At 39.9% G+C, this 22,479-nt stretch carries 21 protein-coding genes; 20 read left to right on the plus strand and 1 reads right to left on the minus strand.

Annotation, left to right across the window (positions count from 1 at the left end; translation table 11 throughout):
* The 18 genes from HPK16_RS03565 to HPK16_RS03650 all read left to right on the plus strand — a co-directional run.
* Nucleotides 1-2,424 (plus strand): immunoglobulin-like domain-containing protein (locus HPK16_RS03565; protein WP_181675645.1); only part of this gene is annotated, 2,424 nt, incomplete at its 5' end.
* Nucleotides 2,425-2,493: 69 nt separating this feature from the next.
* Complete coding sequence (locus HPK16_RS03570; RefSeq protein WP_181675646.1) at nucleotides 2,494-2,964, plus strand: DUF4352 domain-containing protein; 471 nt, start codon at nucleotides 2,494-2,496, stop codon at nucleotides 2,962-2,964.
* Between the two features lie 37 nt (nucleotides 2,965-3,001).
* Complete coding sequence (locus HPK16_RS03575; RefSeq protein WP_181675647.1) at nucleotides 3,002-4,285, plus strand: nucleotide sugar dehydrogenase; 1,284 nt, start codon at nucleotides 3,002-3,004, stop codon at nucleotides 4,283-4,285.
* Nucleotides 4,286-4,324: 39 nt separating this feature from the next.
* Nucleotides 4,325-5,524, plus strand: a complete 1,200-nt coding sequence (locus HPK16_RS03580) for a glycosyltransferase family 4 protein (protein ID WP_181675648.1) — start codon at nucleotides 4,325-4,327, stop codon at nucleotides 5,522-5,524.
* 11 nt (nucleotides 5,525-5,535) lie between these two features.
* Complete coding sequence (locus tag HPK16_RS03585) at nucleotides 5,536-6,825, plus strand: glycosyltransferase (protein ID WP_181675649.1); 1,290 nt, start codon at nucleotides 5,536-5,538, stop codon at nucleotides 6,823-6,825.
* 46 nt (nucleotides 6,826-6,871) lie between these two features.
* Complete coding sequence (locus HPK16_RS03590) at nucleotides 6,872-7,480, plus strand: hypothetical protein (RefSeq protein WP_181675650.1); 609 nt, start codon at nucleotides 6,872-6,874, stop codon at nucleotides 7,478-7,480.
* Nucleotides 7,441-9,621, plus strand: a complete 2,181-nt coding sequence (locus HPK16_RS03595; RefSeq protein ID WP_181675651.1) for a CgeB family protein — start codon at nucleotides 7,441-7,443, stop codon at nucleotides 9,619-9,621. The genes HPK16_RS03590 and HPK16_RS03595 overlap by 40 nt, the downstream gene beginning before the upstream one ends.
* Before the next feature lie 15 nt (nucleotides 9,622-9,636).
* Nucleotides 9,637-11,781, plus strand: a complete 2,145-nt coding sequence (locus tag HPK16_RS03600) for a glycosyltransferase (protein WP_181675652.1) — start codon at nucleotides 9,637-9,639, stop codon at nucleotides 11,779-11,781.
* A 19-nt stretch (nucleotides 11,782-11,800) separates the two neighbouring features.
* Complete coding sequence (locus HPK16_RS03605; RefSeq protein WP_181675653.1) at nucleotides 11,801-12,097, plus strand: hypothetical protein; 297 nt, start codon at nucleotides 11,801-11,803, stop codon at nucleotides 12,095-12,097.
* Between the two features lie 21 nt (nucleotides 12,098-12,118).
* Complete coding sequence (locus HPK16_RS03610; protein WP_181675654.1) at nucleotides 12,119-12,913, plus strand: hypothetical protein; 795 nt, start codon at nucleotides 12,119-12,121, stop codon at nucleotides 12,911-12,913.
* A gap of 21 nt (nucleotides 12,914-12,934) precedes the next feature.
* A complete protein-coding gene (locus HPK16_RS03615) occupies nucleotides 12,935-13,984 on the plus strand; it encodes a hypothetical protein (RefSeq protein WP_181675655.1) in 1,050 nt (349 codons plus the stop codon).
* 2 nt (nucleotides 13,985-13,986) lie between these two features.
* A complete protein-coding gene (locus tag HPK16_RS03620; protein ID WP_181675656.1) occupies nucleotides 13,987-14,796 on the plus strand; it encodes an ABC transporter permease in 810 nt (269 codons plus the stop codon).
* A 15-nt stretch (nucleotides 14,797-14,811) separates the two neighbouring features.
* Nucleotides 14,812-15,708, plus strand: coding sequence for an ABC transporter ATP-binding protein (locus HPK16_RS03625; protein WP_181675657.1), 897 nt, complete (start codon nucleotides 14,812-14,814; stop codon nucleotides 15,706-15,708).
* A 25-nt stretch (nucleotides 15,709-15,733) separates the two neighbouring features.
* The gene (locus tag HPK16_RS03630; protein WP_181675658.1) at nucleotides 15,734-16,564 is read left to right on the plus strand and encodes a hypothetical protein; all 831 of its coding nucleotides are present in this window, start codon (nucleotides 15,734-15,736) and stop codon (nucleotides 16,562-16,564) included.
* Nucleotides 16,565-16,592: 28 nt separating this feature from the next.
* Nucleotides 16,593-17,156: a cyclic nucleotide-binding domain-containing protein gene (locus HPK16_RS03635; protein WP_181675659.1), complete on the plus strand. Its 564-nt coding sequence runs from the start codon at nucleotides 16,593-16,595 to the stop codon at nucleotides 17,154-17,156.
* A 188-nt stretch (nucleotides 17,157-17,344) separates the two neighbouring features.
* Nucleotides 17,345-18,469, plus strand: coding sequence for a nitric oxide synthase oxygenase (locus HPK16_RS03640; RefSeq protein WP_181675660.1), 1,125 nt, complete (start codon nucleotides 17,345-17,347; stop codon nucleotides 18,467-18,469).
* Nucleotides 18,470-18,573: 104 nt separating this feature from the next.
* The gene (locus tag HPK16_RS03645) at nucleotides 18,574-18,912 is read left to right on the plus strand and encodes a hypothetical protein (protein WP_181675661.1); all 339 of its coding nucleotides are present in this window, start codon (nucleotides 18,574-18,576) and stop codon (nucleotides 18,910-18,912) included.
* Between the two features lie 197 nt (nucleotides 18,913-19,109).
* Nucleotides 19,110-19,769: a DedA family protein gene (locus HPK16_RS03650; protein ID WP_181675662.1), complete on the plus strand. Its 660-nt coding sequence runs from the start codon at nucleotides 19,110-19,112 to the stop codon at nucleotides 19,767-19,769.
* 66 nt (nucleotides 19,770-19,835) lie between these two features.
* Here HPK16_RS03650 and HPK16_RS03655 read toward each other — a convergent pair whose 3' ends face one another.
* Entirely contained in the window at nucleotides 19,836-20,552 is a 717-nt protein-coding gene (locus HPK16_RS03655) for a Crp/Fnr family transcriptional regulator (protein ID WP_181675663.1), read from the minus strand.
* Nucleotides 20,553-20,918: 366 nt separating this feature from the next.
* Between HPK16_RS03655 and HPK16_RS03660 the strand changes: the two genes are divergently transcribed.
* Nucleotides 20,919-21,557: a Crp/Fnr family transcriptional regulator gene (locus tag HPK16_RS03660; protein WP_181675664.1), complete on the plus strand. Its 639-nt coding sequence runs from the start codon at nucleotides 20,919-20,921 to the stop codon at nucleotides 21,555-21,557.
* Between the two features lie 189 nt (nucleotides 21,558-21,746).
* The gene (locus HPK16_RS03665) at nucleotides 21,747-22,430 is read left to right on the plus strand and encodes a Crp/Fnr family transcriptional regulator (RefSeq protein ID WP_181675665.1); all 684 of its coding nucleotides are present in this window, start codon (nucleotides 21,747-21,749) and stop codon (nucleotides 22,428-22,430) included.
* Nucleotides 22,431-22,479: the final 49 nt, after the last annotated feature.

Consider the following 22,479-nt stretch of genomic DNA (forward strand, 5'->3'; position numbering starts at 1 on the left):
GAAGACGGTAACTTAACAGCAGACATCAAAGTCGTAACAAACACAGTAGATACAACAAAAGCCGGCGTATATTCTGTTGAGTATTCTGTAACAGATTCAGACGGTAACAAAACAACAAAAACAATCAAAGTGACTGTTAACACGAACGACAAACCAGTGATTACAGCAACTGATAAAACAATCAAAGTTGGCGATACGTTCGACGCATTAACAGGCGTAACAGCGACTGACAAAGAAGACGGTAACTTAACAGCAGACATCAAAGTCGTAACAAACACAGTAGATACAACAAAAGCCGGCGTATATTCTGTTGAGTATTCTGTAACAGATTCAGACGGTAACAAAACAACAAAAACAATCACAGTAACAGTCAACACGAACGACAAACCAGTAATTACAGCGACTGATAAAACAATCAATGTAGGCGACACGTTCAACGCATTAACAGGCGTAACAGCGACTGATAAAGAAGACGGTAACTTAACATCAAGCATCAAAGTTATCACAAACACAGTAGATACAACAAAAGCTGGAACATACACTGTGGAATACAGCGTAACAGATTCAGATAAAAACACAACAACAAAAACAATCACAGTTACAGTTGTTTCGACAACAGCAGGAACAATTACAGCTAATCCATTCGTTATCGGTACGGACGGTTATGTAAAAGGTACTGAAACTGGTGATGTTACAAAAGCATATCTAATCGTTGATGGTAAACAATACGCAACAATCAACGTGACAGGTGGAACTTACCAATATTACGCATCAGATAAAATCAAAGATCCAGCAAGCCAAGTCTACATCGTTGGTTTAGATTCTACTGGTAAAGAACTACAAAGAACAAAAGTTACTATTTCTAAGAAGGCAGTTGGAACAATTACAGCTGATCCATTCACTATCGGTACTGACAACTACGTTAAAGGCGCTCTAACTGGCGATGTAGTAAAAGCAGCACTTGAAGTAAATGGCAAGCAATTGACTACAATCACTGTATCAGGAGCTAACTACCAATACTACGCTAAAAACAATATCCTAGCGCCAACAGATCAAGTCTTCATCATTGGTTTTGACGCAGCAGGTAACGTATTACAAAAAACTCCTGTAACAGTTAAATCTGGCAAAGCAACTGCTGGAACTGTAACACCAAGCGCATTTGTCTTAGGAACAGATTCGTATGTAAAAGGGACATTCACAGGCGATGTAGCTAAAATCAGCATCACAGTGAACGGAGTAGTTTCACAAGCAATCACTGTAACAAGTTCACCATTCCAATACTATGCAACAGGTAAAATCAAGAACGTTAACGATATCGTATCCGTAACAGCATACGATGCAACAGGTAAAGTATTAGATACGAAACCAGTTACAGTAACAACAGATAAAGGTCAAGCAGGAACAGTTCTTGCCAATAGCTACAAACTTGGTAAAGATAGCTACGTAACAGGTTCATACACTGGTGACGTAACGAAAGTTTCTCTAGAAGTAAACGGAACAGAACTACAAAAAATCAACGTTGCTGCTGATGGAACAATCAAGTATTACGCAAAACCACAAATCACTTCTGCAACAGATGTTGTAAAACTTAATGGTTATAACTCAGCAGGCGTGTTAGTAAGCTCGAAAACAGTTGCTATCACTACAACAGATGGTACTATCACAGCTAGCCCATATGTTATCGGTGAAGACGACTACGTTAAAGGTAACGTAACAGGCGACGTAGCGAAAATCTCAATCACAGTTAACGGTACAGAACAAGCGTTAATTCCAATGACAGCTGGTCCTTATCAATACTACGCTAAATCATTAATCACAGATCCAGCAGATGTTGTAATTGCAACAGCTTATGATGCAACTGGCGCTGTATTAAACACAGCAACTGTAGCGGTTAGCAAAACAGCAGACGTTGTAACAGAAGGAACAGTAACACCAAAAGCTTTCAAAATTGGTACAGATAACTACGTTGATGGAACATACACTGGTGATGTAGCGAAAGTAGAACTAGAAGTAAACGGCACGAAATACAGCCAAATTCCAGCTTCTAACGGTACAATCCACTATTACGCAGGTTCAATTATCAAAAATGCAACAGACGAAGTAAAAGTAAACGTGTATGATTCAGCAGCTAAACTATTAGATAGCAAAACAGTAACTATCAATGCAGCGACAGGAACAGTTGTAGCAAATGCAGTAAAAGTTGGTGATAGCTATCTAACAGGTACAGCAACAGGGGACGTAACAAAAGTATCACTAAGTGTGAACGGAACAGTTCAAACTAGTATTGCGATTGTTCAAGCAGACGGTTCATTCAAGTATTACATCAAGCCACTAAACCTTAAAGCAACAGATGATGTACAAATAATCGGACTTGATGGTAAAAGCACGCAAATAGCAACAACGACAGTAACAATCACACAGTAAGATAAAAAATTAAAGGGGAATAACATTATTCCCCTTTAGTTTATAAAAAGAATGAGGTGTACTAGACAGATGAAAAAAGGTATAATCGCAGCCGCAGCAGTATTCATGCTCGTATTCACAGGAGCATGTGGCAATGATGCAACAACAAAAGACACGGATACAAAAGAAAAAGCAAAAACAGCCGTTACAGAACACGTAACAAAAACAGTAAACAACATTGATATGAAAATCGGCAAAATTAAAACAACCGAAAGTACAACTAAAAATAAAAACATGGTCAGCATCGAAATGTCCTTTTTAAACAATGATAGTTCAGACGTAGGCATTGGCGCCGCTGATTTCAAAATAAAATCAGACGGAAAAACATATGAAGTTTATCCGCAAGGTAACAATTTTGGCGATGTGTTCAAACCGAATACGAAACTAGAAGGAAAAGCTTATTTTGAACTACCGAACACCGTAAAAGAAGGAACATTAGTATACAAACCGAAAGATAAAGAAGAAGCTAGCTGGTCCATCGTGATTCCAGTAGCCAAATAAGAATACAAACTAAAAACAAACCGGAAGGGTGTAACAATTGAAATTAGTCGTTATGGGATTAGGATATATCGGACTTCCAACAGCCATTATGTTTGCCAATCATGAACAAGATGTATTAGGTATTGATATCAATGAAAAAGTAATCCAGGAGTTAAACGCAGGCAAGATTCACATTGAAGAACCAGGTCTACAAGACGAGCTTGATCGGGCGATTCAGAACAATCGATTCCGTGCAGGTTTGGATGTAGAAGCAGCAGACGCGTTCATCGTATCAGTTCCCACGCCTAACAAAAATGATGATCTAAAATCATGTGATCTAAAATACGTGCTCGCAGCGGTAAACAATATTTTGCCAGTTTTGCGTAAAGGAAACACGATTATCATTGAATCCACTATTGCCCCACGATCTACGGAAGATCATATTTTGCCACTTGTCGAGAGTACCGGATTAGTCGTTGGACAAGATATATTCCTCGTACATTGCCCAGAACGCGTGTTACCCGGCCAAATTATCCACGAATTAATCTACAACAATCGTATTATTGGAGGCGTTACTCCCGCGTGTACCCAAGCTGGGAAGGAAATTTATAGCGTCTTTGTAAAAGGTGAACTAATCGAATCAGCGGCATCTACTGCTGAAATGTCGAAACTGATGGAAAACACGTATCGTGATGTGAACATTGCATTGGCGAACGAATTGGTGCATATTTCCGCAGAACTTGGCATTAATGCACTTGATGTTATTGAAATGGCGAACAAGCATCCTCGCGTGAACTTACATTTACCAGGACCGGGCGTTGGCGGACATTGCTTGGCTGTTGATCCATACTTTATCGCAGCCGCAGCACCAGAACAATCGTACTTGATTCAGCGTGCGCGTCACATTAATTCTACGATGCCAGCTTTTGTCGTGAAACATACGATGGCAATAATGGAAAAAATACAAGGTAAGAAAGTCGCAGTATTTGGCCTGACATATAAAGGCGACATTGATGATATCCGTGAAAGTCCAGCGCTTGAAATTTATCGTGAGTTAGAAAGACAGCAAGCGTATGAAGTAGTTGCGTACGATCCTCACGTCGAAGCAGATTTTGTGGAGCGTGATATGGAAGCAGCGACAGCGAATGCGGATCTTGTTTTAATATTAGTGGATCATTCGGAATTCCGTGCTTTAACGAGTCATGATTTTGCTAATATGCATGAAATGGTTATTTTAGATACGAAGCAGATTGCAACAAATTGTGTTGGTATGGAAAACTACTTCCATTTAGGCACGCTTTCGGAAATTAGCAAACTAGAAAAAGCAGGCGTAACCGTATAAGCCATAGCATGTGATCAAAATTAGAAATGTGGATGATGAATGAAAAAGATACTATTAATATCACAAAATTTCTATCCTGAGATAGGTAGTGCGGCGAATCGAATGAAGCAACTGTTTCGTTTGTTTCGCCGAGACTACGATGCAACCCTGTTCACGACGGAGCCGCAATACCCGAATCGCGACATGTATGAACAGGAAAAGTTCTGGGATGCCGATCTTGAGGATGCCAATATTGTTCGGGTGAAAACGAGAACAAGCAAGTATGAAGCAAACATGATATTACGATTTCTTCTCTATTTTGAAACACTATGCCGATTCATCTGGAGAATCCTAACGGAAAAGCAGTCTTTTGATGTCGTCTATGTATCAAGTCCACCAATTTCTATTGCACTCGCTGGGCTCATTGCTAAACGAAAAATGAAAGCCAAACTGATTGTCGACATTCGTGATTTGTGGCCAGAAACATTGAAAGGCGTCGGGAAATTCACGTCTCCCATTTTTCTGCACATCGCGTATCGATTGGAAAAGCGGATTTACAAAAAAGCCGATGAAATCATTGTGAATAGCGAGCGTTTTTCCACGTATATGGTGGAGCATGGCGTTGATCCAGATAAGATTACATTCGTGCCTAATTCGCTGACAGAAGAGGAATTTGAACTTGGTGCTAAAAAAAGACCGCTGATTAATGAGCCATTGACTGTTATTTACACTGGGAATATCGGCTTAGCGCAGGAACTTGCCAGCTTTATCCGGATGGCGGACTATTTTCAGGATAATCCGCATGTACGTTTTAAGATGATTGGCTACGGCGCTAACTATCAAAAATTAGTGGACTCGGTGAAGGAAAAAGAACTGAAAAATATCCATGTCAGCCCGCCAGATACGAGATCGAATGTGCTTCAAGAGCTAGCGCAAGCAGATGTGGCCTTTGTAAGCCTGGTTCCGCATCCAGTTTTTGAGACAGTGATTCCTGGGAAAATTGTTGATTACATGGGAATTGGCTTGCCGATTATTGGCATGGTTTCTGGTTACAGTGAAGAGGTTATTAATGCTTCGGAAACTGGATTTATTTTTGGGCATGATAAGGAGCAAGAAATGTATCGCGGATTGAGTCATTTGATTAAAGACCACGAATTGCGAAAGAGATTGCATCGAAATGGCTTAGCTTTTGCGAAAGAAAACTATAGCTGGCAAGAAAACTTTAAACGTATTGAAAAAGTAATTGTGAAAAATGAATGAGGGATGAACGTATGTCTAAGAAAGTTGCTGTATTTGTTTGGAATCACTTTACGAATGATGCGCGCGTTTCGCGAGAGTGTATGGCGCTACAAGAAGCAGGCTATCACGTGGATTTAATTGCTATTCATGACCCGGAGCAGGAGAACCAGTCATTTTTTGAACAAGTAACAGAGCGCTTTACGATTCGCCGCGTCAATTATGCCAAACAAAGCAAGATAATCCTTCTTATATTCTGGATGTTATTCCTTATTCTCCTCCCGTTTTTTCCTCGATTCATGCTTATTATAGGCGCGATACTAACGATTTTAATGCTCCCAAAAGCACAGATGTTAGTTCGCCGGAGCATGATTTTTAGCCTCATGATTTACTATGGTTTACGAAAAAAATATGATTTTTACCACGCAAATGATTTGAATACTTTACCGCAAGCGATTCTTTGTGCGAAGGTTTTCAGACGAAAAAAACTGATTTATGATTCTCATGAAATTCAGACGAGTCGAACGGGCTATAACAGTCCTTTATATGGCATATGCGAGCGTTTTTTCCTCCGATTTACAGATGTGTGCATTCATGAAAACCAAACGCGAGCGGCCTATATTCAAGACAAGTATCATTTTTATCCGAAAGTTGTGCATAATTATCCAAATCGCCAATTTATCGAAGGCAGCGACCGAATTGATTTACATCAGGTGTTGCACATTTCGAAGGATGAACCGATTTTACTTTATCAAGGTGGCGTGCAGGTTGGTCGAGGGCTGGATAAATTGATACAGGCAGTACCGATGTTTCAAAAGGGAGTCGTCGTCATCATTGGTGATGGGCGTATTAAGTTAGAACTCGAAAAGCAAGTTTTAGATGCAGAATTAGGTCAGAAAATCCGATTTTTGCCGAAAGTACCTTTGCAAGATTTACTATATTATACGAAAAATGCGTATCTTGGCTTTCAACTTTTAAATAATGTGTGTTTTAATCATTATTCTGCCTCATCGAATAAGTTATTTGAATATGTGATGAGTGGAGTTCCTGTGATTGGTAGCGATTTTCCGGAAATTAGGCGGATTATTAAGGGAGAAGAGGTTGGCGTTGTGGTTGATTCTCATAGTCCTACTTCCATCGCGGCTGCGGTTAATGAACTGCTTGCAAATCCTGCGTTGCGCGAGCGGTATAGTCAGAATTGTTACCGGGCGCGTGAGATTTACAATTGGGAACATGAAAAAAAATTGTTTTTAGAAATTTATAGTGAATTAGAGAATGAATCCGATTTTGAACGTAAAAAGCAGAAGTTTCAAAAAATGACATAGAACGAATGGCATAACTTATCAAAAGCTGATAGAGGTGTAGAGCGTCATGAAAGGCAAGCAGACGAAAGAACAATACTATAAAAAGCAAGCGAGCAAGCTGGTTGAACTAGAAGAAAGCAAGCGACAATTAGAGGTCGCATTACAGGAAATAGAGCGGCTTAAAGAACAGGTAGAAGAGCATGTACACAATGAAATATCACTGCGCGCTGAAACGAAACGAGCGATACATGAAAAAGAGAGCCAACAAGAAAAACTCGAGCAACTAGAACGTGAAAATACGAAATGGAAAGCAATGAATCAGGAGAGGCAAGTAGCAAACGAAGCACTTAGCAAACAACTTAGAGACGAAGCGGACCTGATTAATCAAATAAAAGCAGCACAAAAAGAATTAAGCGACTATAAAATGAAAACACTCGAAGTATTGTCTTTACAAAAAGAACCACTCGAAGAACTTTCCGAGGAACACACGAAATCCATCAAGAAAATGAAGCAGTTGAGCAGCCAGTTAATCAAGGCTAAGAAAGAGGAAGCTGTTTTAAAAGAGCGGCTCGATCGTTTGAGAATACGGCATAATCAATTAATGAATACTAAAATGATGAAATGGACTGGGGCATATTGGAAATTAAGAAAAAAAATAACTTTGAAGAGCAAATAAGTCACGTGTACAATACCATAGCTAGTTTTCAGAATGAGTTAATGACCGACCTTTATCCCGTTTTTCTACCGGAGGAGCAGTTAAAAGATGTGAATCAATGGTGGTATGTGAAAGAGGAAGGCTTGGAGGTATATGAAGAGGCTGGCGATTTAGTTTTCAAAAATGCGGATGAACGTTCCAACTATACATCGTTTAAGGAAGAAAATGTCGCATTTACAAGGATGCCTCGTTACCAAATTGATGTTTTGCCAGAGGAAACAATTGCGGTGCATGTGGAGGCAGAAGTGGATTCAGGCGTGTCGGTCAGAATCGCTATCGTAGAATATGATGGACAAAAAAAGACGACGACAACCATGGTGGATGTTAACAAGGAGGCGCAGATTATGTTGGGACAAACATCGAAACATATCCGTTTAGCGCTAAAGATTACTGGAAAAGGGCTCATACGTATTAAGAAAATGGCTTTCCGACGTATTTTTAGTCCAAAGAAAAGCCAGTCGCCGAGGGTACTATCACAAGATCCATTCCAACATATTAAGCATCTCCACGAATTAAAAGTAGCCTGCATTTTTGATGAGTTTACGATGACGAGTTACAAAGAAGAGGTAGACTTAATCACGTTTACACCAGAAAATTGGCAAGAAGTTTTAGAGGAAAACCCGCCGCATTTCTTATTTGTGGAGTCAGCATGGCACGGGAATTTCGACACTTGGCAATATAAGGTTGGGCGTTATGCGAACGAGGATCGTCAAGAGTTATTTGATTTGCTGGATTGGTGTAAAGAGCGCGGTATTCCTACTGTTTTTTGGAATAAAGAGGATCCGATTCATTTTGATAAGTTTATTGATTCTGCGAAACGCTTTGATTATATTTACACGACGGATGCGAATCGTATTCCGGATTATGTGAAGCACGCGAAACATCGGAATGTGTTTGCCTTGCCATTTGCTGCTGAGCCGAAACATCATAATCCGATTCAGTTGCCAGAGTCGCGCGAAGACGGTGTGTGTTTTGCTGGTTCTTATTACGCGAATCGTCATGAAGAGCGACGCGAAGTTATGGATCAAATGCTTGAAATTAGTGATGCGTTTAATCTGGCTATTTATGATCGAAACTATGAACGCAGCGAACCAGAATTCCGCTTTCCAAAGCAGTTTGAGAAGAATGTGAAGGGAAGTTTGGCGTATAGCGAAATCGACAAGGCGTATAAAGGATATCGATTCATGTTGAATGTCAATAGTGTTATCCACTCGCCAACGATGTTCTCCCGCCGCGTGTTTGAGGGAATGGCTTCAGGGACTCCAATCTTAAGTAGTTACTCGGAGGGCATCGATAAAATCTTCGGAAACCTCGTGATGATTGCTCAAAAACCGGAAGATTTACGTGCTCAAATGAAGGAAATATCGGAAGACGAGCAGCTTTATCGTAAGAAGTCACTTGAAGGAATTCGCGAAGTATATGGCAAGCATACGTATAAGCATCGCTTACAATTTATGTTAGAAAATATGAAGAAAAATATACAGCTTGCAGAAACAGAAGTGTCTGTGATTAGCTTTGTGCAATCGGAGCAAGCGGTGGTAAACGTGATTAAGGCATTTAATAAGCAGAGCTACCTTACTAAGAAGCTGTATCTGTTTGCCCGAAGCGTTGATGATTTTAAGGACTTTAATCATATTATTAACACGTATCAAAGCGAAACGGTGAGCATTTTCTTGCTGGATTATATGCAAAATTATAAGCAGTTGACGGATTTTATCGATTCCGATTTTATAACATTTTGGAATCAGAATCACTTTTATGGGCGTCATTATTTGAAAGATTTGATGCTTGCTTCTGTGTATACGGATGCTGATTTTATTGGAAAAGGTAGCTATTACGAGAAAGATGCTGAGCAATGTGAGGAACGGTATATGGAGAATGAATATCGTTTTGTGACAAGTCTTCGGTCCACGCGGTCGATTCTAAAAACCAATTATCCTTTCCGCAAAAATGTGAAGGCTCTGCTTGTTGAGTTTATGCACGGTGCTGATTTATCGCCTTACATGAATCAAGGGGCGAAAATGTTTAGCGCAGATAAGTATAATTTTATTGAAAACGGAACACATGTGGGAGAAGAATGGCTTCACCACGTTGAAATTTAGGAGGAAGATAACGCAATGAGCAAATTACGGATTCTTTTGTACGGAGACATTGATTTGAATTTTATGGATGGATCAGCTGTTTGGTTAACATCGATTGCCCCTGTTTTGAGCCTGAATAAGCATATTCAAGTAGATTTATTACTGAAAGCAAAAGAGCAGAACGACAGATTGACAACCGCTTTAAAAAACAAAGCCAACCTCCGTCTTATTCAACCGTTTGAAGCTTTTTCGACTATGTTATTTCAAGGTGCGCGTTTGAACGTGGAGGAAGCCGTGAATATTATGTCGAAGTTACACCGAGAGGATGCTTATGACCTTGTGATTGTGCGCGGTTTTGACTTGGTGCGAGAAGTGATGAAGTATGAGGAGTTTCGCCATATTACGGTTCCTTATCTGACTGATTTCAAACATGATGGGCGCTCAACGGAAGCAGAACGGGTGGATTTGAAGCGCGTATATGATCATTTTGACCACCTGTTTTTGCAGACGAAGGAAACGAAAGAAGCTTTCAAAGCGTTGATTCATGTGGATGGTGAAAAAATTCAATTGTTGTACCCGATGGTTCCAGAATCGGAGGGAGTTCCAAGTTTTCGTAATAAGCATCATCGTTTAATTTATAGTGGGAAATTTCATGAGGACTGGTATACAGAGGAAATTATCTCGGCAACGAAAAAATTAGCTGCGTCGGATGCTCGTATTCATACGCAAATTGTTGGGGATAAATTCCAAGAGCGATTGCGGGAAAAGGATGCGCAGTTACGTATTAAAGCGGCTTTTAAAGAAGAGGCGGCCATCGATTGGGTTGGGGCGGTTTCGCGCGAGAGATGTCAGGAATTGATTGAAGAGGCAGATATCGGGATTAGTTGGCGTAGCGCAACGCTTGATAATGATGATAGTGTCGAACTGTCGAGTAAGTTGCTGGAATATGGAAGATTAGGGAAACCGGCATTGGTGAGAAGAACCAAGATGCATGAGGATTTATTAGGCAAGGATTATCCGCTTTTTGTTGATACGGAAGAAGATTTCATTCAAAAAACGCAAGCTGTTTTAAGTGATGCGAATCTTTATTTGACAGCCGCTACGATGATGTTTGAGGCGAGCCAATACTTTACATTCCAAGCGGCTTATACGCGACTTAAAGAGTTTATCTGGTCGTTTGAAAAGCGGAAAAAAAGAATCGTTTTTGCGGGTCATGATTTGAAATTTGCTAAGATGATTATCGAACATTTTGAGGCGCATCCAGGTTTTGACGTGAGATTAGATACGTGGAAAGCGCATGAAAAACATGATGAAAAGCATAGTTTGGCTTGTGCGGAATGGGCGGATATTGTTTTTTGTGAGTGGGGACTTGGGAATGCGGTTTGGTATTCCAAGCATAAGCAGAGCCACCAGACGTTGATTGTGCGCATGCATTTTCAGGAGAAGGATTTGAAGTTCCCGCGTCTAATGGATGTCGCGCAGATTGATAAAATTATCGTGATTACGCCTTATATGCTCGAAGAATTTCACCGTATTTTTAAAATTCCACGCTATAAGATGGTGTATATTGATAATTTGCTGGATGCGGAGAAGTTTGATCTTCCTAAAAAGGATGGGAAAGAGTTTAGATTGGGTATTTGTGGTATTCTTCCGGCGCGTAAACGGGTAGATTTGGCTGTGGATTTGTTAGAGCAGTTATGGAAACAGGATAGGCGTTACCAGCTAACTATCAAAAGTAAACACCCGAAAGATGTGGCTTGGTTGATGGCACGCGAGAAAGAACGGGAGTATTATGAGGCGATTTTTGCACGAATCGAGCAGGCGCCTTGGCGAGATAACGTGATTTTCGAACCGCATGGCGACGATGTAAATGAGTGGATGAGCACGGTTGGTTATCTACTTTCGCCGAGTGATTATGAAGGCTCACACGTTTCTGTCTCAGAAGCGATGGCAAGTGGCGCCGTACCAATTATTCGTAACTGGAAAGGTGCAGATACCGTTTATCCTGAAAAATATATCGTGGATTCACTGGAAGTAGCTCGAGATGCAGTGGCGGAACATACATTTACCACAAAAGAGGTACTGGAACGGAAGCAGTTTGCCAAGTATAAATTTGATCGAGAGCGTATTGTTCATGAAATAGAGAATTTAGTCAGTGAGAGTATTACTTCATGCAAGTAGAAAGGACAAGACGATACTGATGTTAAAACAGGAATTAATTCAAAATATAGAGGTTTTTTTCACGAAAAACTATTTACAAGTAAAAGTGATAGCAGCGGGATTTGAGGAAAGCGCCGCGTATGCTTTTTATGTCTATAAGGCTGGCAACTCGGAGGCAATTGCCAAATCCGCGTATAAGAAATTCGATACGTATCAACTAGAAATCCTAGAACCTGGTGAATATCGCGTCAAAGTATTTATGAAAAATACGAAAACCGGCCAAGTTATCACGCAAACGAGTGAACGAATCCAAAAAACCAACATTGTCGAATATTGATATGAAAAGGAGCATGAACGGATGTTACATGGAAAACACCTTCTAAACGGGAGTGACACGCTAGTTCTAGTTTTTCAGAACGCGGCCAAGCCATTGAACGACGCGATACCAGATATTTATAGTGGAAAAATAACGCAACAGGAAGTCGCTGCGATGCATGAACGGTATACGTGGATGAAATTCGCGCAACGTGTTCCAAAAGCAGATTATTTTTTCATCAAAGATCATTTTTCTAGCGTCTATGGTTGGTATTTCATCGATCATGGCAAGCTGATTCACCAACGCTTTAACGAGGAACTGACGGCTTTCATTCAAAAGCATCATTATAAACGAGTCATCGCTTTTGGTTCGAGTAAGGGTGGAACCGGAGCTTTGATATACGGCGCTATGAATCCACTCATTACAGATGTGTTTTCGCTTATTCCGCAAATTCACGTTTCTCGGTTTATCAATAAACTTTGCCCGAATGAAAAGAGCTTGTTTTTCGGTAAGGATAAACGGTTTGAAAAAAAAGTAGATAACTTTTTGTTTTCAGATGAATTGTATGCTAACTATCAGCAGAAGAAGTTGTATTTTTATACAGGAACGATGGATATTCAGTTTGAAGCACTCGTGAAGTATCGGCAATTTTTAGCGGAAAAAGGGATCGCGAGTGAACTGTTTTTAAATCGCAGTGATGAGCGGCACACGCGTTTAGTTAATCAGTATACCCCGTTTATATTTGGCGTATTAGAGGATTTAATTGAGCAGAGTGAAAACCGCACGAATCAGCAAGCAATTACGATTAATCCTTCCGTTCGACTACTAAAAGAGTGATAGAAATGAGGATATAGATATATGAAAATCGAGATGAACGACCTAGTTTATAAAAATCAGACAATCCAGCTTCCGTTTTCTACAAAAGGTTCTTTGTGGGGCTGTGAATTTGCTTATTATATTTATCAAAATGGTCATATTATAAAAAAGCAGTGGTATGAGGAGTTGACGCAAGAAAGTAGCGTTTTGTTTCGACCGATATATAGCGGCACGTATCAGATTCGCCTGTTTATACGGAAGGAGCAAAATCTTTTTTTCAAGGAATTGTCGACAAAGCTACATCTGGATTTGCGCAATGATAAAGTACTGGAATCGGAATTTCCGAATGAAAAAATCTTTTATGGTGATACGCCTGTGAAGTATTTATTCCAACCAGCAAAAACAAAATCGGATCATCTCATTTTATCTTTTTCAGGGCTCTATTCGACGGAATTCAAGGGTGGCGCGCCGGTGTACAATCATATTCGGACGCTGGAATCTGTGGATGCGCATAAATTATTTATTTTAGATTCGTATCAGGATCAATTTTGCTATTATGTTGGATTTGGTGGTTCGTATGATTTTGAGCGAAGTGTGGTGAGTCTGGTTGCGACGATAGCTAATCAGTGCAACATCATGCCAAAAAATATTATTGCTACTGGTTCGAGTAAAGGTGGAGCAGCGGCGCTTTATTACAGCATGAAGTACCATTACGGAAAAGCGATTATCGGTGCCCCACAAGTGTTTATCGCTAATTATTTACAGCGGCGTGCTACTTCTAGTTCAATGCGAGAACGTTTTGACCGCATTCTGGGAGATGACAGGCAGTACGGGATGGCGTTTTGGAATGGCTTAATTTTGAATCAGGTCGATATGAATGGGACATTTCCAGATCTATATTTTCATGTTGGAAAAGGTGATTTTCATTACACGGAACACTTGATGCCACTCTTTAAAAAATTCGATCAGAAAGATATTGCCTATACGTTAGATTTAGCGGATTACTTGGAACATAGTGATACTGGGCTGTATTTCCCAGATTTCCTGTTAAATAACGTGAAGGATATGCTACAAGAAAAAAATGAGGTGTAAGTTTGAACATTTTAGTTAACTGGTGTCGCGTGCAATTATACAGTACTAGTAAAATTATACGTGTTGCTCGTTTTGATAAGAAATCGGCGCATCAAAACCATTTTCTCGGCTTGTTTTGGGAATTCTTGAGCCCCACTATTCAAATTGTGATTTATTATTTAATTTTCGGTTTGCGTTTGGGTGGACAGAATATGGTGAACTCGGATGTCCCGTATGTATATTGGATGTTGATTGGTGTCATTCCTTGGTTTTATATGAGTTCTAGTATTAACGCTGGTGCCAACTCGATTAGCTCGAATTTGAATTTAATTTCAAAGACGAAGTTTCCAGTGGAGATTTTGCCGACGATATCGATCGTGAAGGGACTGACTAGCTTTTTTTCAATGTTCGGTTTGTTTCTGTGTCTCTTCATTGGAACGGGGAATTTCCCAACAGTATCTTGGCTGCAACTCATTTATTATTTCTTCGCGATGTTGTTGTTATTGCTATCGGTGTCTACGTTAAATGCCGTTGTCGTGATATTTTTCCGAGATTATCAGTTAATTATTAGTTCGACTTTACGGCTTTTATTTTTTATTTCAGGTGTCGTGATTGATGTATCTACACATCCAGATTCACTCCTAACGAAAATACTTCATCTCAATCCGTTTGTATATGTCATTGAAGGATTTCGAGATGCGTTACTTTCTCGAGGTGGAATTTTAGACCATCCTTGGTGGGGAATTTATTTCTTCAGCGTTACTTTTTTGATTTTGCTGATTGGTATTTATGTCACGAACAGGTATAAACGGTATTTTGTTGAATATATGTAAGGAGAAGGTGCGCGGATGGAGAGCATATTGAAGTTAGAGGGCGTTGAAAAAATTTATTATTTGGAGCGGAGAAAATGGAATAACATCTGGAGAAAACCGTTCCAGAAGAGACAGGCAAAATTATTTCAGGCATTAGAAAATATTTCTTTTGAGGTGAAAAAAGGGGAATGCGTCGGTTTTATCGGCTTGAATGGTTCGGGTAAATCGACGTTGGCTAACATTATTGCGGGGCATTTAGCGCCAACATCGGGAGTGTTAGAGCAAAAAGGGAGCGTCTCATTGCTCGCCATTGGATCGGCCTTGAAGCCAAATTTAACGGGTATCGAGAATATTCGTTTGAAGATGTTGCTGATGGGTTTCAAACCAAAGGAGATCGAGAAACGGATTCAAAAAATTATTCAATTTACGGAACTTCAAGATTTTATTGGGCAGCCTTTGAAGCAATATTCAAGTGGGATGCGCGCTAGATTAGGTTTTGGTATTGCCATTCAAACGGACCCAGATGTATTGATTATCGATGAGGCGTTGTCAGTTGGTGATTCGACGTTTTATCAAAAATGTGTGGATGAGATAGAGCAGATGAAACGAGATGGCAAAACAATCTTTTTTGTCAGTCATTCTTTGAAGCAGATTCGCGATATTTGTGACAAGGTGGGATGGCTTCACTACGGGCATTTGGAGGCTTTTGGGGAGAGTGAAGAGATTTGTTTAGAGTACAGTAAATTCATTCACCATTTCTCTAAAAAAACGCAGACTGAAAAAGAAATGTATCAACAAGAAATGATTTCTAAGCAGAAAAAGACAAGTATGGAAAAGAAAAAAACGGAAAGATACGGTTTTCCGATACTTTATTTTAGCGCATTACTCTTTGTATTTGTTACGAGTGCTGGCAAATTACTAGACTTATGGTGATGGAACTTTGAAAGGACATGATCGAATGGCAGTTACGTTAAATGGTAAACATATTCAGAATCAATCGGATACGCTGGTAGTGATTTTTCAAGGCGTTTTTACGAAGACGAACGAGGCATATGCTGATAGAATTGTACAAAAACAAATCCCAGATGAAGAAGTGAAAAACTTACATTCTTACTATCATTTTATGAAAGTGTCGATGCGAAATGAAGCGCGTGACTACTTATATTTGGAGGATTATTATTCGCAATTATACGGCTGGTATTTGTTTGATCATGGGCGTTTTATATATGAGGAATTAAGTGAGCAACTGAGTCGCTTTATTAAGGATCAAGGTTACCGACATGTCTATTTGGTGGGGAGTTCTAAGGGTGGTGTGGGTGCGATTATGATGGCGCTTCATTGTCCGGAGATAGATAATGTGTACACGATGGTGCCTGATTTGCGTATTTCAACAACTGGTTTTGGTGAAAGTGGGCGTCACTTATTTTTTAATCAGGATGCTGCTTTTGAAGCGGAGGTAAAAACGATTTTTGAACGGGAAAAAACCTTTGAAAAGTTTGCGAAGTTTGATAAAAAAGCGAGATTTTTCTTTTTTACGGGGGTAAGGGATTACGGATTTCGGCCAGTGACGGATTTTCACAATAAATTGATGGATGATTTCCAAGCGGAGAGCCATTTATTGATTTTGCCAACACCAGAGCCGCACAGTCCTTTAATCAAGAATCATCCGAATTTGATGAACCATTTAATCCAGAATATTGATCGTGAAGTGCCGTGGGAGGCAGATGAATTCACTTCGGTATCAAAGAATGTACACATCGCAACGTATAAGACAATTGGAATGAAATAGAGTAGGCTAGGGAAAAGAAGGTGAGAGAATGGAGAACGGACATGTGGTTATTAAGCTTCGAAAAGGGGAGCGGCTGGAAGAGGACGGGGAATATATTATCTTATCAGGCCATTTGACATGCAGCATTGGGGGGCAATTGTTAAAATTTTTGCGAGAAGGCGAGCATGCCATATTACATGAGCAACTTTTGCCGGATGGGCTTGTATACCGGGCGTGCGACAGGGTTAGTCTGTTTAAATTAGATAGAAGCACGACCAATCGGAATTTAGAGGAACGATATCGGAAGTTTGAGAAGGAAATATTAGATTTGATGATAGAACGAATGGAAATGCTAGCGCTGCAAAAAAAAGAGCGATTAATCATCACATTAGTAAAATTGGGAAAAGAAGTCGGGATTATGGAAGGGATGAATTGCCGAATCCCGAAAGTTTGGAGTCAAGTGGAGTTAGCGAGTTATATCAATTGTACGCGAGAATATTTACTGAGCCAGAAACGACTTTTGAAAGAGGATGGGGTTATCTGGGATAGTCATTTGTGGGTGTTGGTAGATTGGGAGAAGTGGATGGGGAAAGAGTTGGTAAATCTGGGGTAAAAGGGTTGTGTTTCGGAGGAGGGAGAGAATAAAACGGGAGATCTCTCCAAGTGTTGCAAAATTTTATGTACAAAGGGAATTTGGTCGAGGATTGAGCATCAAAAAACATACTAAACGCTAGTGTGTTTTTTGTCATGTAAAGTGTGTTAAAATGAGTACATAATTAAGCGCTAGGGGAGTGTCGCAAAATGTTGGTTGATACAGAGGAAGCAATCGAATTTCTGATGAAGTCTTACGTGGAATTAGGCAAGGATGCAGCGGCAATTGAGAGTCGTATTGATGTGGTGCACCAAGAAATCGCGCAAACTGGTACATACACGCAGACGTTGGAAGAACTGACTATCGGTGCAAAAATGGCGTGGCGTAACAGTAACCGTTGCGTCGGCAGGCTGTTCTGGGATCGCATCCAAGTCGTTGATGCCCGCGCGGCGGTGACTGTATCGGAAATCCGCGATGCCCTTTTTGAACATATCGGCAAAGCAACGAACGGCGGTCAAATCAGGCCTTTCATCACGATTTTCAAGCCAGGCAGTGATGGTCCGCGGATTTGGAATCACCAGCTGATTCGTTACGCTGGTTACGCGTCGGAAAATGGCGATATTATCGGTGATCCCGCATCGGTGTCCTTCACGGAAGTCTGCGAAGGGCTCGGCTGGCGTGGCGCTCACGGTGAATTCGACATTTTGCCACTCGTCATCCAGGAAAGCGCTGACGCCGCACCAACCGTCATCGAAATCCCGCCCGAACTCGTGCTCGAAGTTCCAATCGCGCATCCCGATTTCCCGCAAGTCGCCGAGCTTGGCCTGCGCTGGTACGCCGTCCCAATTATCTCCGAAATGAAGCTCGAAATCGGCGGCATCACGTATCAAGCGGCACCGTTCAACGGTTGGTATATGGAAACCGAAATCGGCGCGCGGAACTTCGCGGATGAAGGGCGCTACAACAAGCTCGCCGCCGTCGCCGAAAAACTCGGATTAAACACGAAGCGTCTCGATTCGCTATGGAAAGATCGCGCGTTAGTCGAGCTCAATGTCGCCGTCCTCGACTCCTATCACAAAGCCAAAGTCCAGATTGTCGACCACCACACAGCGGCTCGCCAATTCGGTCAATTCGAAACAAACGAGCAAGCCGCTGGGCGCGAAGTCACCGGCGAATGGGCATGGCTCATCCCGCCAGTCTCGCCGGCAACGACACACATGTTCCATCAACGCTACCCGAACAAAATCGTCAAGCCGAATTTTTTCTATCAAGAAGCACCATTTGAGCGCACCGAAATCACCCCAGTAAAGCGCGGCGGCTGTCCGTTTCATTGAGTTGCCAAATAGTATGTAAAAATGGTAACATAGAAGCATCCAGAAGTTTGCGTTAGCTTATACGCGAGGACGGATAAATATGTCTTTCGAATGGAGTTTTTACGATGAATTTTGCGAAAACATTGGGGATTATTGGAGCATTGCTCGCGATGGGGCTTAGCCTAACCGTTATTTCCGTCGACAGCATTGCACGCGTTTTGGAAGAAGATTCATTAGTATTCACGATTCTGAACTTCGTTGCATTAGCGATGTCATTTGTCGGTTTATTCGGCGCCATTATCATGAACAAAGCACCGCTAAAAGGCGGCGTCATGCTAATCGCTTCGGCCGTAGCCTGCACAATGAGCGTATCGATGATGTTCCTAGTTCCAATCGTACTGCTTTGCGTGGCTGGATTAATCAGTCTGAGCACAGCAGATGACTTAACAGAAGCCAATGCATAATTTGAAGAAGCAAAATCCGCGTTTCACTCAGCAATTTTGAGTAGGTGCGGATTTTGCTTTTTTTGTCTGTCATAATATTGTTAAGTTTATGTAAATAAGTCCGTGGTATGATATAGTATGAACAATAAATATGTTACAATAGAAGCTAACTGTGATTAAACAGAATAGCAGAATTTAAAATAGGACGTGATAGATTCGTGGATATTATCCAGGCGATGATTAGTTTTATCATCCATATTGATCAACATCTAGTTGAAATTATCAATACATTTGGCATTTGGACGTATGTCATTATTTTCTTAATTATATTTGTAGAAACCGGACTTGTTATATTTCCATTCTTGCCAGGAGATTCGTTGCTTTTCGCAGCTGGCGCTTTGGCAGTATTACCAGGCTCAGAGCTCAACATCATCATCCTACTCATCGTTTTGTGGGTAGCAGCAGTACTTGGCGACACGGTCAACTACCACATCGGTAAAAAAGTTGGCACCTCGATTCCACCAGACAGTTGGCTCGGCAAATTCATCAACCAAGAAAAAATGGACAAAGCGGAAGCGTTCTTCAATAAGCACGGCGGTAAAACAATCTTCATCGCGCGTTTCATGCCGTTCATCCGTACTTTCGCGCCATTCGTAGCCGGTGCAAGTCGCATGAATTACCGTTATTTCTTGAATTACAACTTACTAGGCGCAACTGTTTGGGTACTTCTTTGTACGATGGCCGGCTATTTCTTCGGGAATATCCCAATCGTGAAAGAGAACTTCTCGCTCGTTGTACTAGGCATTATTTTTATATCGATCTTGCCGATGATTTTCTCGTTTGTTAAAAGTAAGATGGATAGTAAAAAAGCTAAATAAGCACGTTAAAAAAGTAGATGAGACCAGAATCAGCGGTCTCGTCTACTTTTTTGTTTGGAGATTTAACTAGATGCCCCAGGTGTTATCTGGATGTGCAGCTTGTATACCTAATTTAGCCTTAAGTCGCGCGACATCCATGACAATCCAAGGTTTTTTCGATGCATTCAAAATTCCTTCTTCTCTGAGGTCGGTTAATATGTTCGCAGTATAACCCTTCGATACATTACTTATAGAAGCTAAGCGATCATATGTCAGGAATAGCGGTAACTCAACTTGATTTTCTTTTATCTGTATACCATTGTCGATTAATCGTGCCAAACAAAAATAGATTCGATCTTCGGAGCTAGAAAGGTATTTTTTAGTCATCATATAGAAATTATATGTTATTTCTAAAGTGTAATTTAATACAATATAATTCTTTGGATCCTCTATCAGTAGCATTTTTCTCAAAAACTCAAAATCAATTTTCCACCAAATAACATCAGTGACAGCTACAACATCTGCCTCAGCGTGTACCTGATTTTTAAAAAGAGGCAAGGAAACGAATTTGCCTGGTTTAATAAAGAAAAAGTAACCCTTAGCGAATGGTCCTGTGTAGTTATATTGTAAATAGCCATTTTCAAGTAGATAACAGAACTGTCTATCGTCCCCAGTGAGCTTGAGAACATGGCCTTTTGCTACTCTATGTTGTGTGCAATAGCGATTAAATTCGGGATCTTTTTTTAGTAATTTTAAAATATTAGGGAGGGAAGCGGGATCTTTTAATTCATCTGAATTGTACATAAATCATCATGCCTTTCTGCTTTAGAGTTTGATTCATTATTATTTTACCCCTTTAAGACATAAATTCTCCTTTTTTAGAACAAAATTTAAAATAATAATATATATAGTAATAACATTTTAGAAATAGCGATTTTAGAAATGTTCATGAAACCTCCATATTTGACCGTGGAATGCGGCTTTAGCTGGTTCGTTATAGATACAAATTTCAAGTGCTGTTCGGATATAGGTAAGGGACTTGAAATTAATACCTAAATGCGAAGATATCTATGAAATCCGGTTTTTGAAATTTGCCGTATACTAATGCTATCGAACAGCACAACAACTTAAACAGACACGAAAAACACTGATATTAAGGAGTGGATTAACATGGAGGAACGGATGGGAAATAGCCGTTATTATGAAGAATCGAAACTAAAACAATACTTCATAGATGACCCAACATACAGCCTTCCAAATAGTACAGTGCACATAAATGCTAACGATCAGATAGTAAAAGAGAATGAAGATAGTGATCATATTTACATTATTACATCAGGTATCGCTATTGAAAAACAAGGAAATAACATTTTACACCTCCTAACTTCTAATAATTTCATTGGACTAGGAACCATTTTTCAAAAATCAAATGCTTCAGAAGTAGTCGCGCTAACTGAAATGGAATTAGTCGAAATAGATACGAAACGCATTATAGAGAAATTGCGAGAAAGAAGCTACGGAATGGAGATTTTAATTGATGTTCTAAATAGTAGGATACTAGAATTAGCAGAGCGATATAACTTTTCTCAAGCAAAAGAAGAGAGGGTATGGCAAGCTTTGTATCATTTGGCAGTAGCTAACGGTCAGAGAAGTGAAAATGGAAGTTATGTTATTCCCAGTTTTTCTAAAAAAATGATGGGAAGCTATCTACACCTAACCGCTAGTCAAGTCAATGCCGTTTACAAAAGCCTCATAGCAAACGGATGTATCAGAGAATTGGAGGAAGAAGTTATATTATACCCACTTTAAAATACCTTAAAGCTATGTTCACAAATTGTTTGGAAAAGTCTTTAGAGGAGCATAAAAATTTGCACACGTGGTTTTTTTACCCATGTTAAGATAAATGTATAGAAGGTGACTATGTAAAAAACTTCTATACACAACTTAGATGATTCATGAATAATGGAAGATGTTTTATAAAGGAGTTGACACGAACAAATGCTATACAAAGAGTTGTTTGATAAGGATGTTATTGATGAAAAATTTGGAAACTCCCAGCTGCTACGTTTACTACAAGATAATAATGATTATCCTGTAACGCAGAAAAAAATAGAGCTGAAGCAGAAAGAAACCCTAATTTATGAAAATACTGTACACGATTATGTGTATCTCATTGAGTCGGGAATCTTTGGAGCTTATAAAGAGTCACATATTGTCAGCTTTATCGGGAAGAATGAGTTTATCGGAATGGATAACATCCTAGGAAATGAAGCATCCTATTTAACGGTTACAGCTCTTGAAAAATCAGTTGTATGGCGTTTTTTGAAAAAAGATGTGATGTGGAAATTGATGCATATGCAGGAAGGATTATTCTTCTTATATATAGATTTGAAATTGATTAATGAACACTGGATTCAAAGGAATGCCATTCAAGTTGCTGATGCAAAAGAACGGATTATTTCGAATATAATACAGCTAGGAAATTTGTATGGTGAAGAAACGGAGAATCAAATAATTTTACCGAAAGTATTTACTAAAAAAATTATTTCGAATTATTTAAATTTAACAAGCACAACCGTTTATTTCTTCTGCAAGCAATTGATAAAAGAGGGTGTTTTAGAAGCAATCTCTTATCAATTGATTGTGAATAAGAACAAGATTAAAAAAAGTTTATTGGAATAGTAGAGGAGGAGAAAAATGAAACGAGTCAAACCTATCATGGATACTAGTT

The sequence above is a fragment of the Paenilisteria rustica genome, assembly GCF_013820765.1.
GTDB lineage: Bacteria > Bacillota > Bacilli > Lactobacillales > Listeriaceae > Listeria_A > Listeria_A rustica.

Bases quoted from the DNA above. Each gene is read 5' to 3' on its own strand.
- HPK16_RS03615 (WP_181675655.1), top strand. From the start codon at position 12,935: ATGAAAATCGAGATGAACGACCTAGTTTATAAAAATCAGACAATCCAG.
- HPK16_RS03640 (WP_181675660.1), top strand. From the start codon at position 17,345: ATGTTGGTTGATACAGAGGAAGCAATCGAATTTCTGATGAAGTCTTAC.
- HPK16_RS03610 (WP_181675654.1), top strand. From the start codon at position 12,119: ATGTTACATGGAAAACACCTTCTAAACGGGAGTGACACGCTAGTTCTA.
- HPK16_RS03570 (WP_181675646.1), top strand. From the start codon at position 2,494: ATGAAAAAAGGTATAATCGCAGCCGCAGCAGTATTCATGCTCGTATTC.
- HPK16_RS03665 (WP_181675665.1), top strand. From the start codon at position 21,747: ATGCTATACAAAGAGTTGTTTGATAAGGATGTTATTGATGAAAAATTT.
- HPK16_RS03585 (WP_181675649.1), top strand. From the start codon at position 5,536: ATGTCTAAGAAAGTTGCTGTATTTGTTTGGAATCACTTTACGAATGAT.
- HPK16_RS03590 (WP_181675650.1), top strand. From the start codon at position 6,872: ATGAAAGGCAAGCAGACGAAAGAACAATACTATAAAAAGCAAGCGAGC.
- HPK16_RS03660 (WP_181675664.1), top strand. From the start codon at position 20,919: ATGGAGGAACGGATGGGAAATAGCCGTTATTATGAAGAATCGAAACTA.
- HPK16_RS03630 (WP_181675658.1), top strand. From the start codon at position 15,734: ATGGCAGTTACGTTAAATGGTAAACATATTCAGAATCAATCGGATACG.
- HPK16_RS03600 (WP_181675652.1), top strand. From the start codon at position 9,637: ATGAGCAAATTACGGATTCTTTTGTACGGAGACATTGATTTGAATTTT.
- HPK16_RS03605 (WP_181675653.1), top strand. From the start codon at position 11,801: ATGTTAAAACAGGAATTAATTCAAAATATAGAGGTTTTTTTCACGAAA.
- HPK16_RS03625 (WP_181675657.1), top strand. From the start codon at position 14,812: ATGGAGAGCATATTGAAGTTAGAGGGCGTTGAAAAAATTTATTATTTG.
- HPK16_RS03645 (WP_181675661.1), top strand. From the start codon at position 18,574: ATGAATTTTGCGAAAACATTGGGGATTATTGGAGCATTGCTCGCGATG.
- HPK16_RS03655 (WP_181675663.1), bottom strand. From the start codon at position 20,552: ATGTACAATTCAGATGAATTAAAAGATCCCGCTTCCCTCCCTAATATT.
- HPK16_RS03635 (WP_181675659.1), top strand. From the start codon at position 16,593: ATGGAGAACGGACATGTGGTTATTAAGCTTCGAAAAGGGGAGCGGCTG.
- HPK16_RS03580 (WP_181675648.1), top strand. From the start codon at position 4,325: ATGAAAAAGATACTATTAATATCACAAAATTTCTATCCTGAGATAGGT.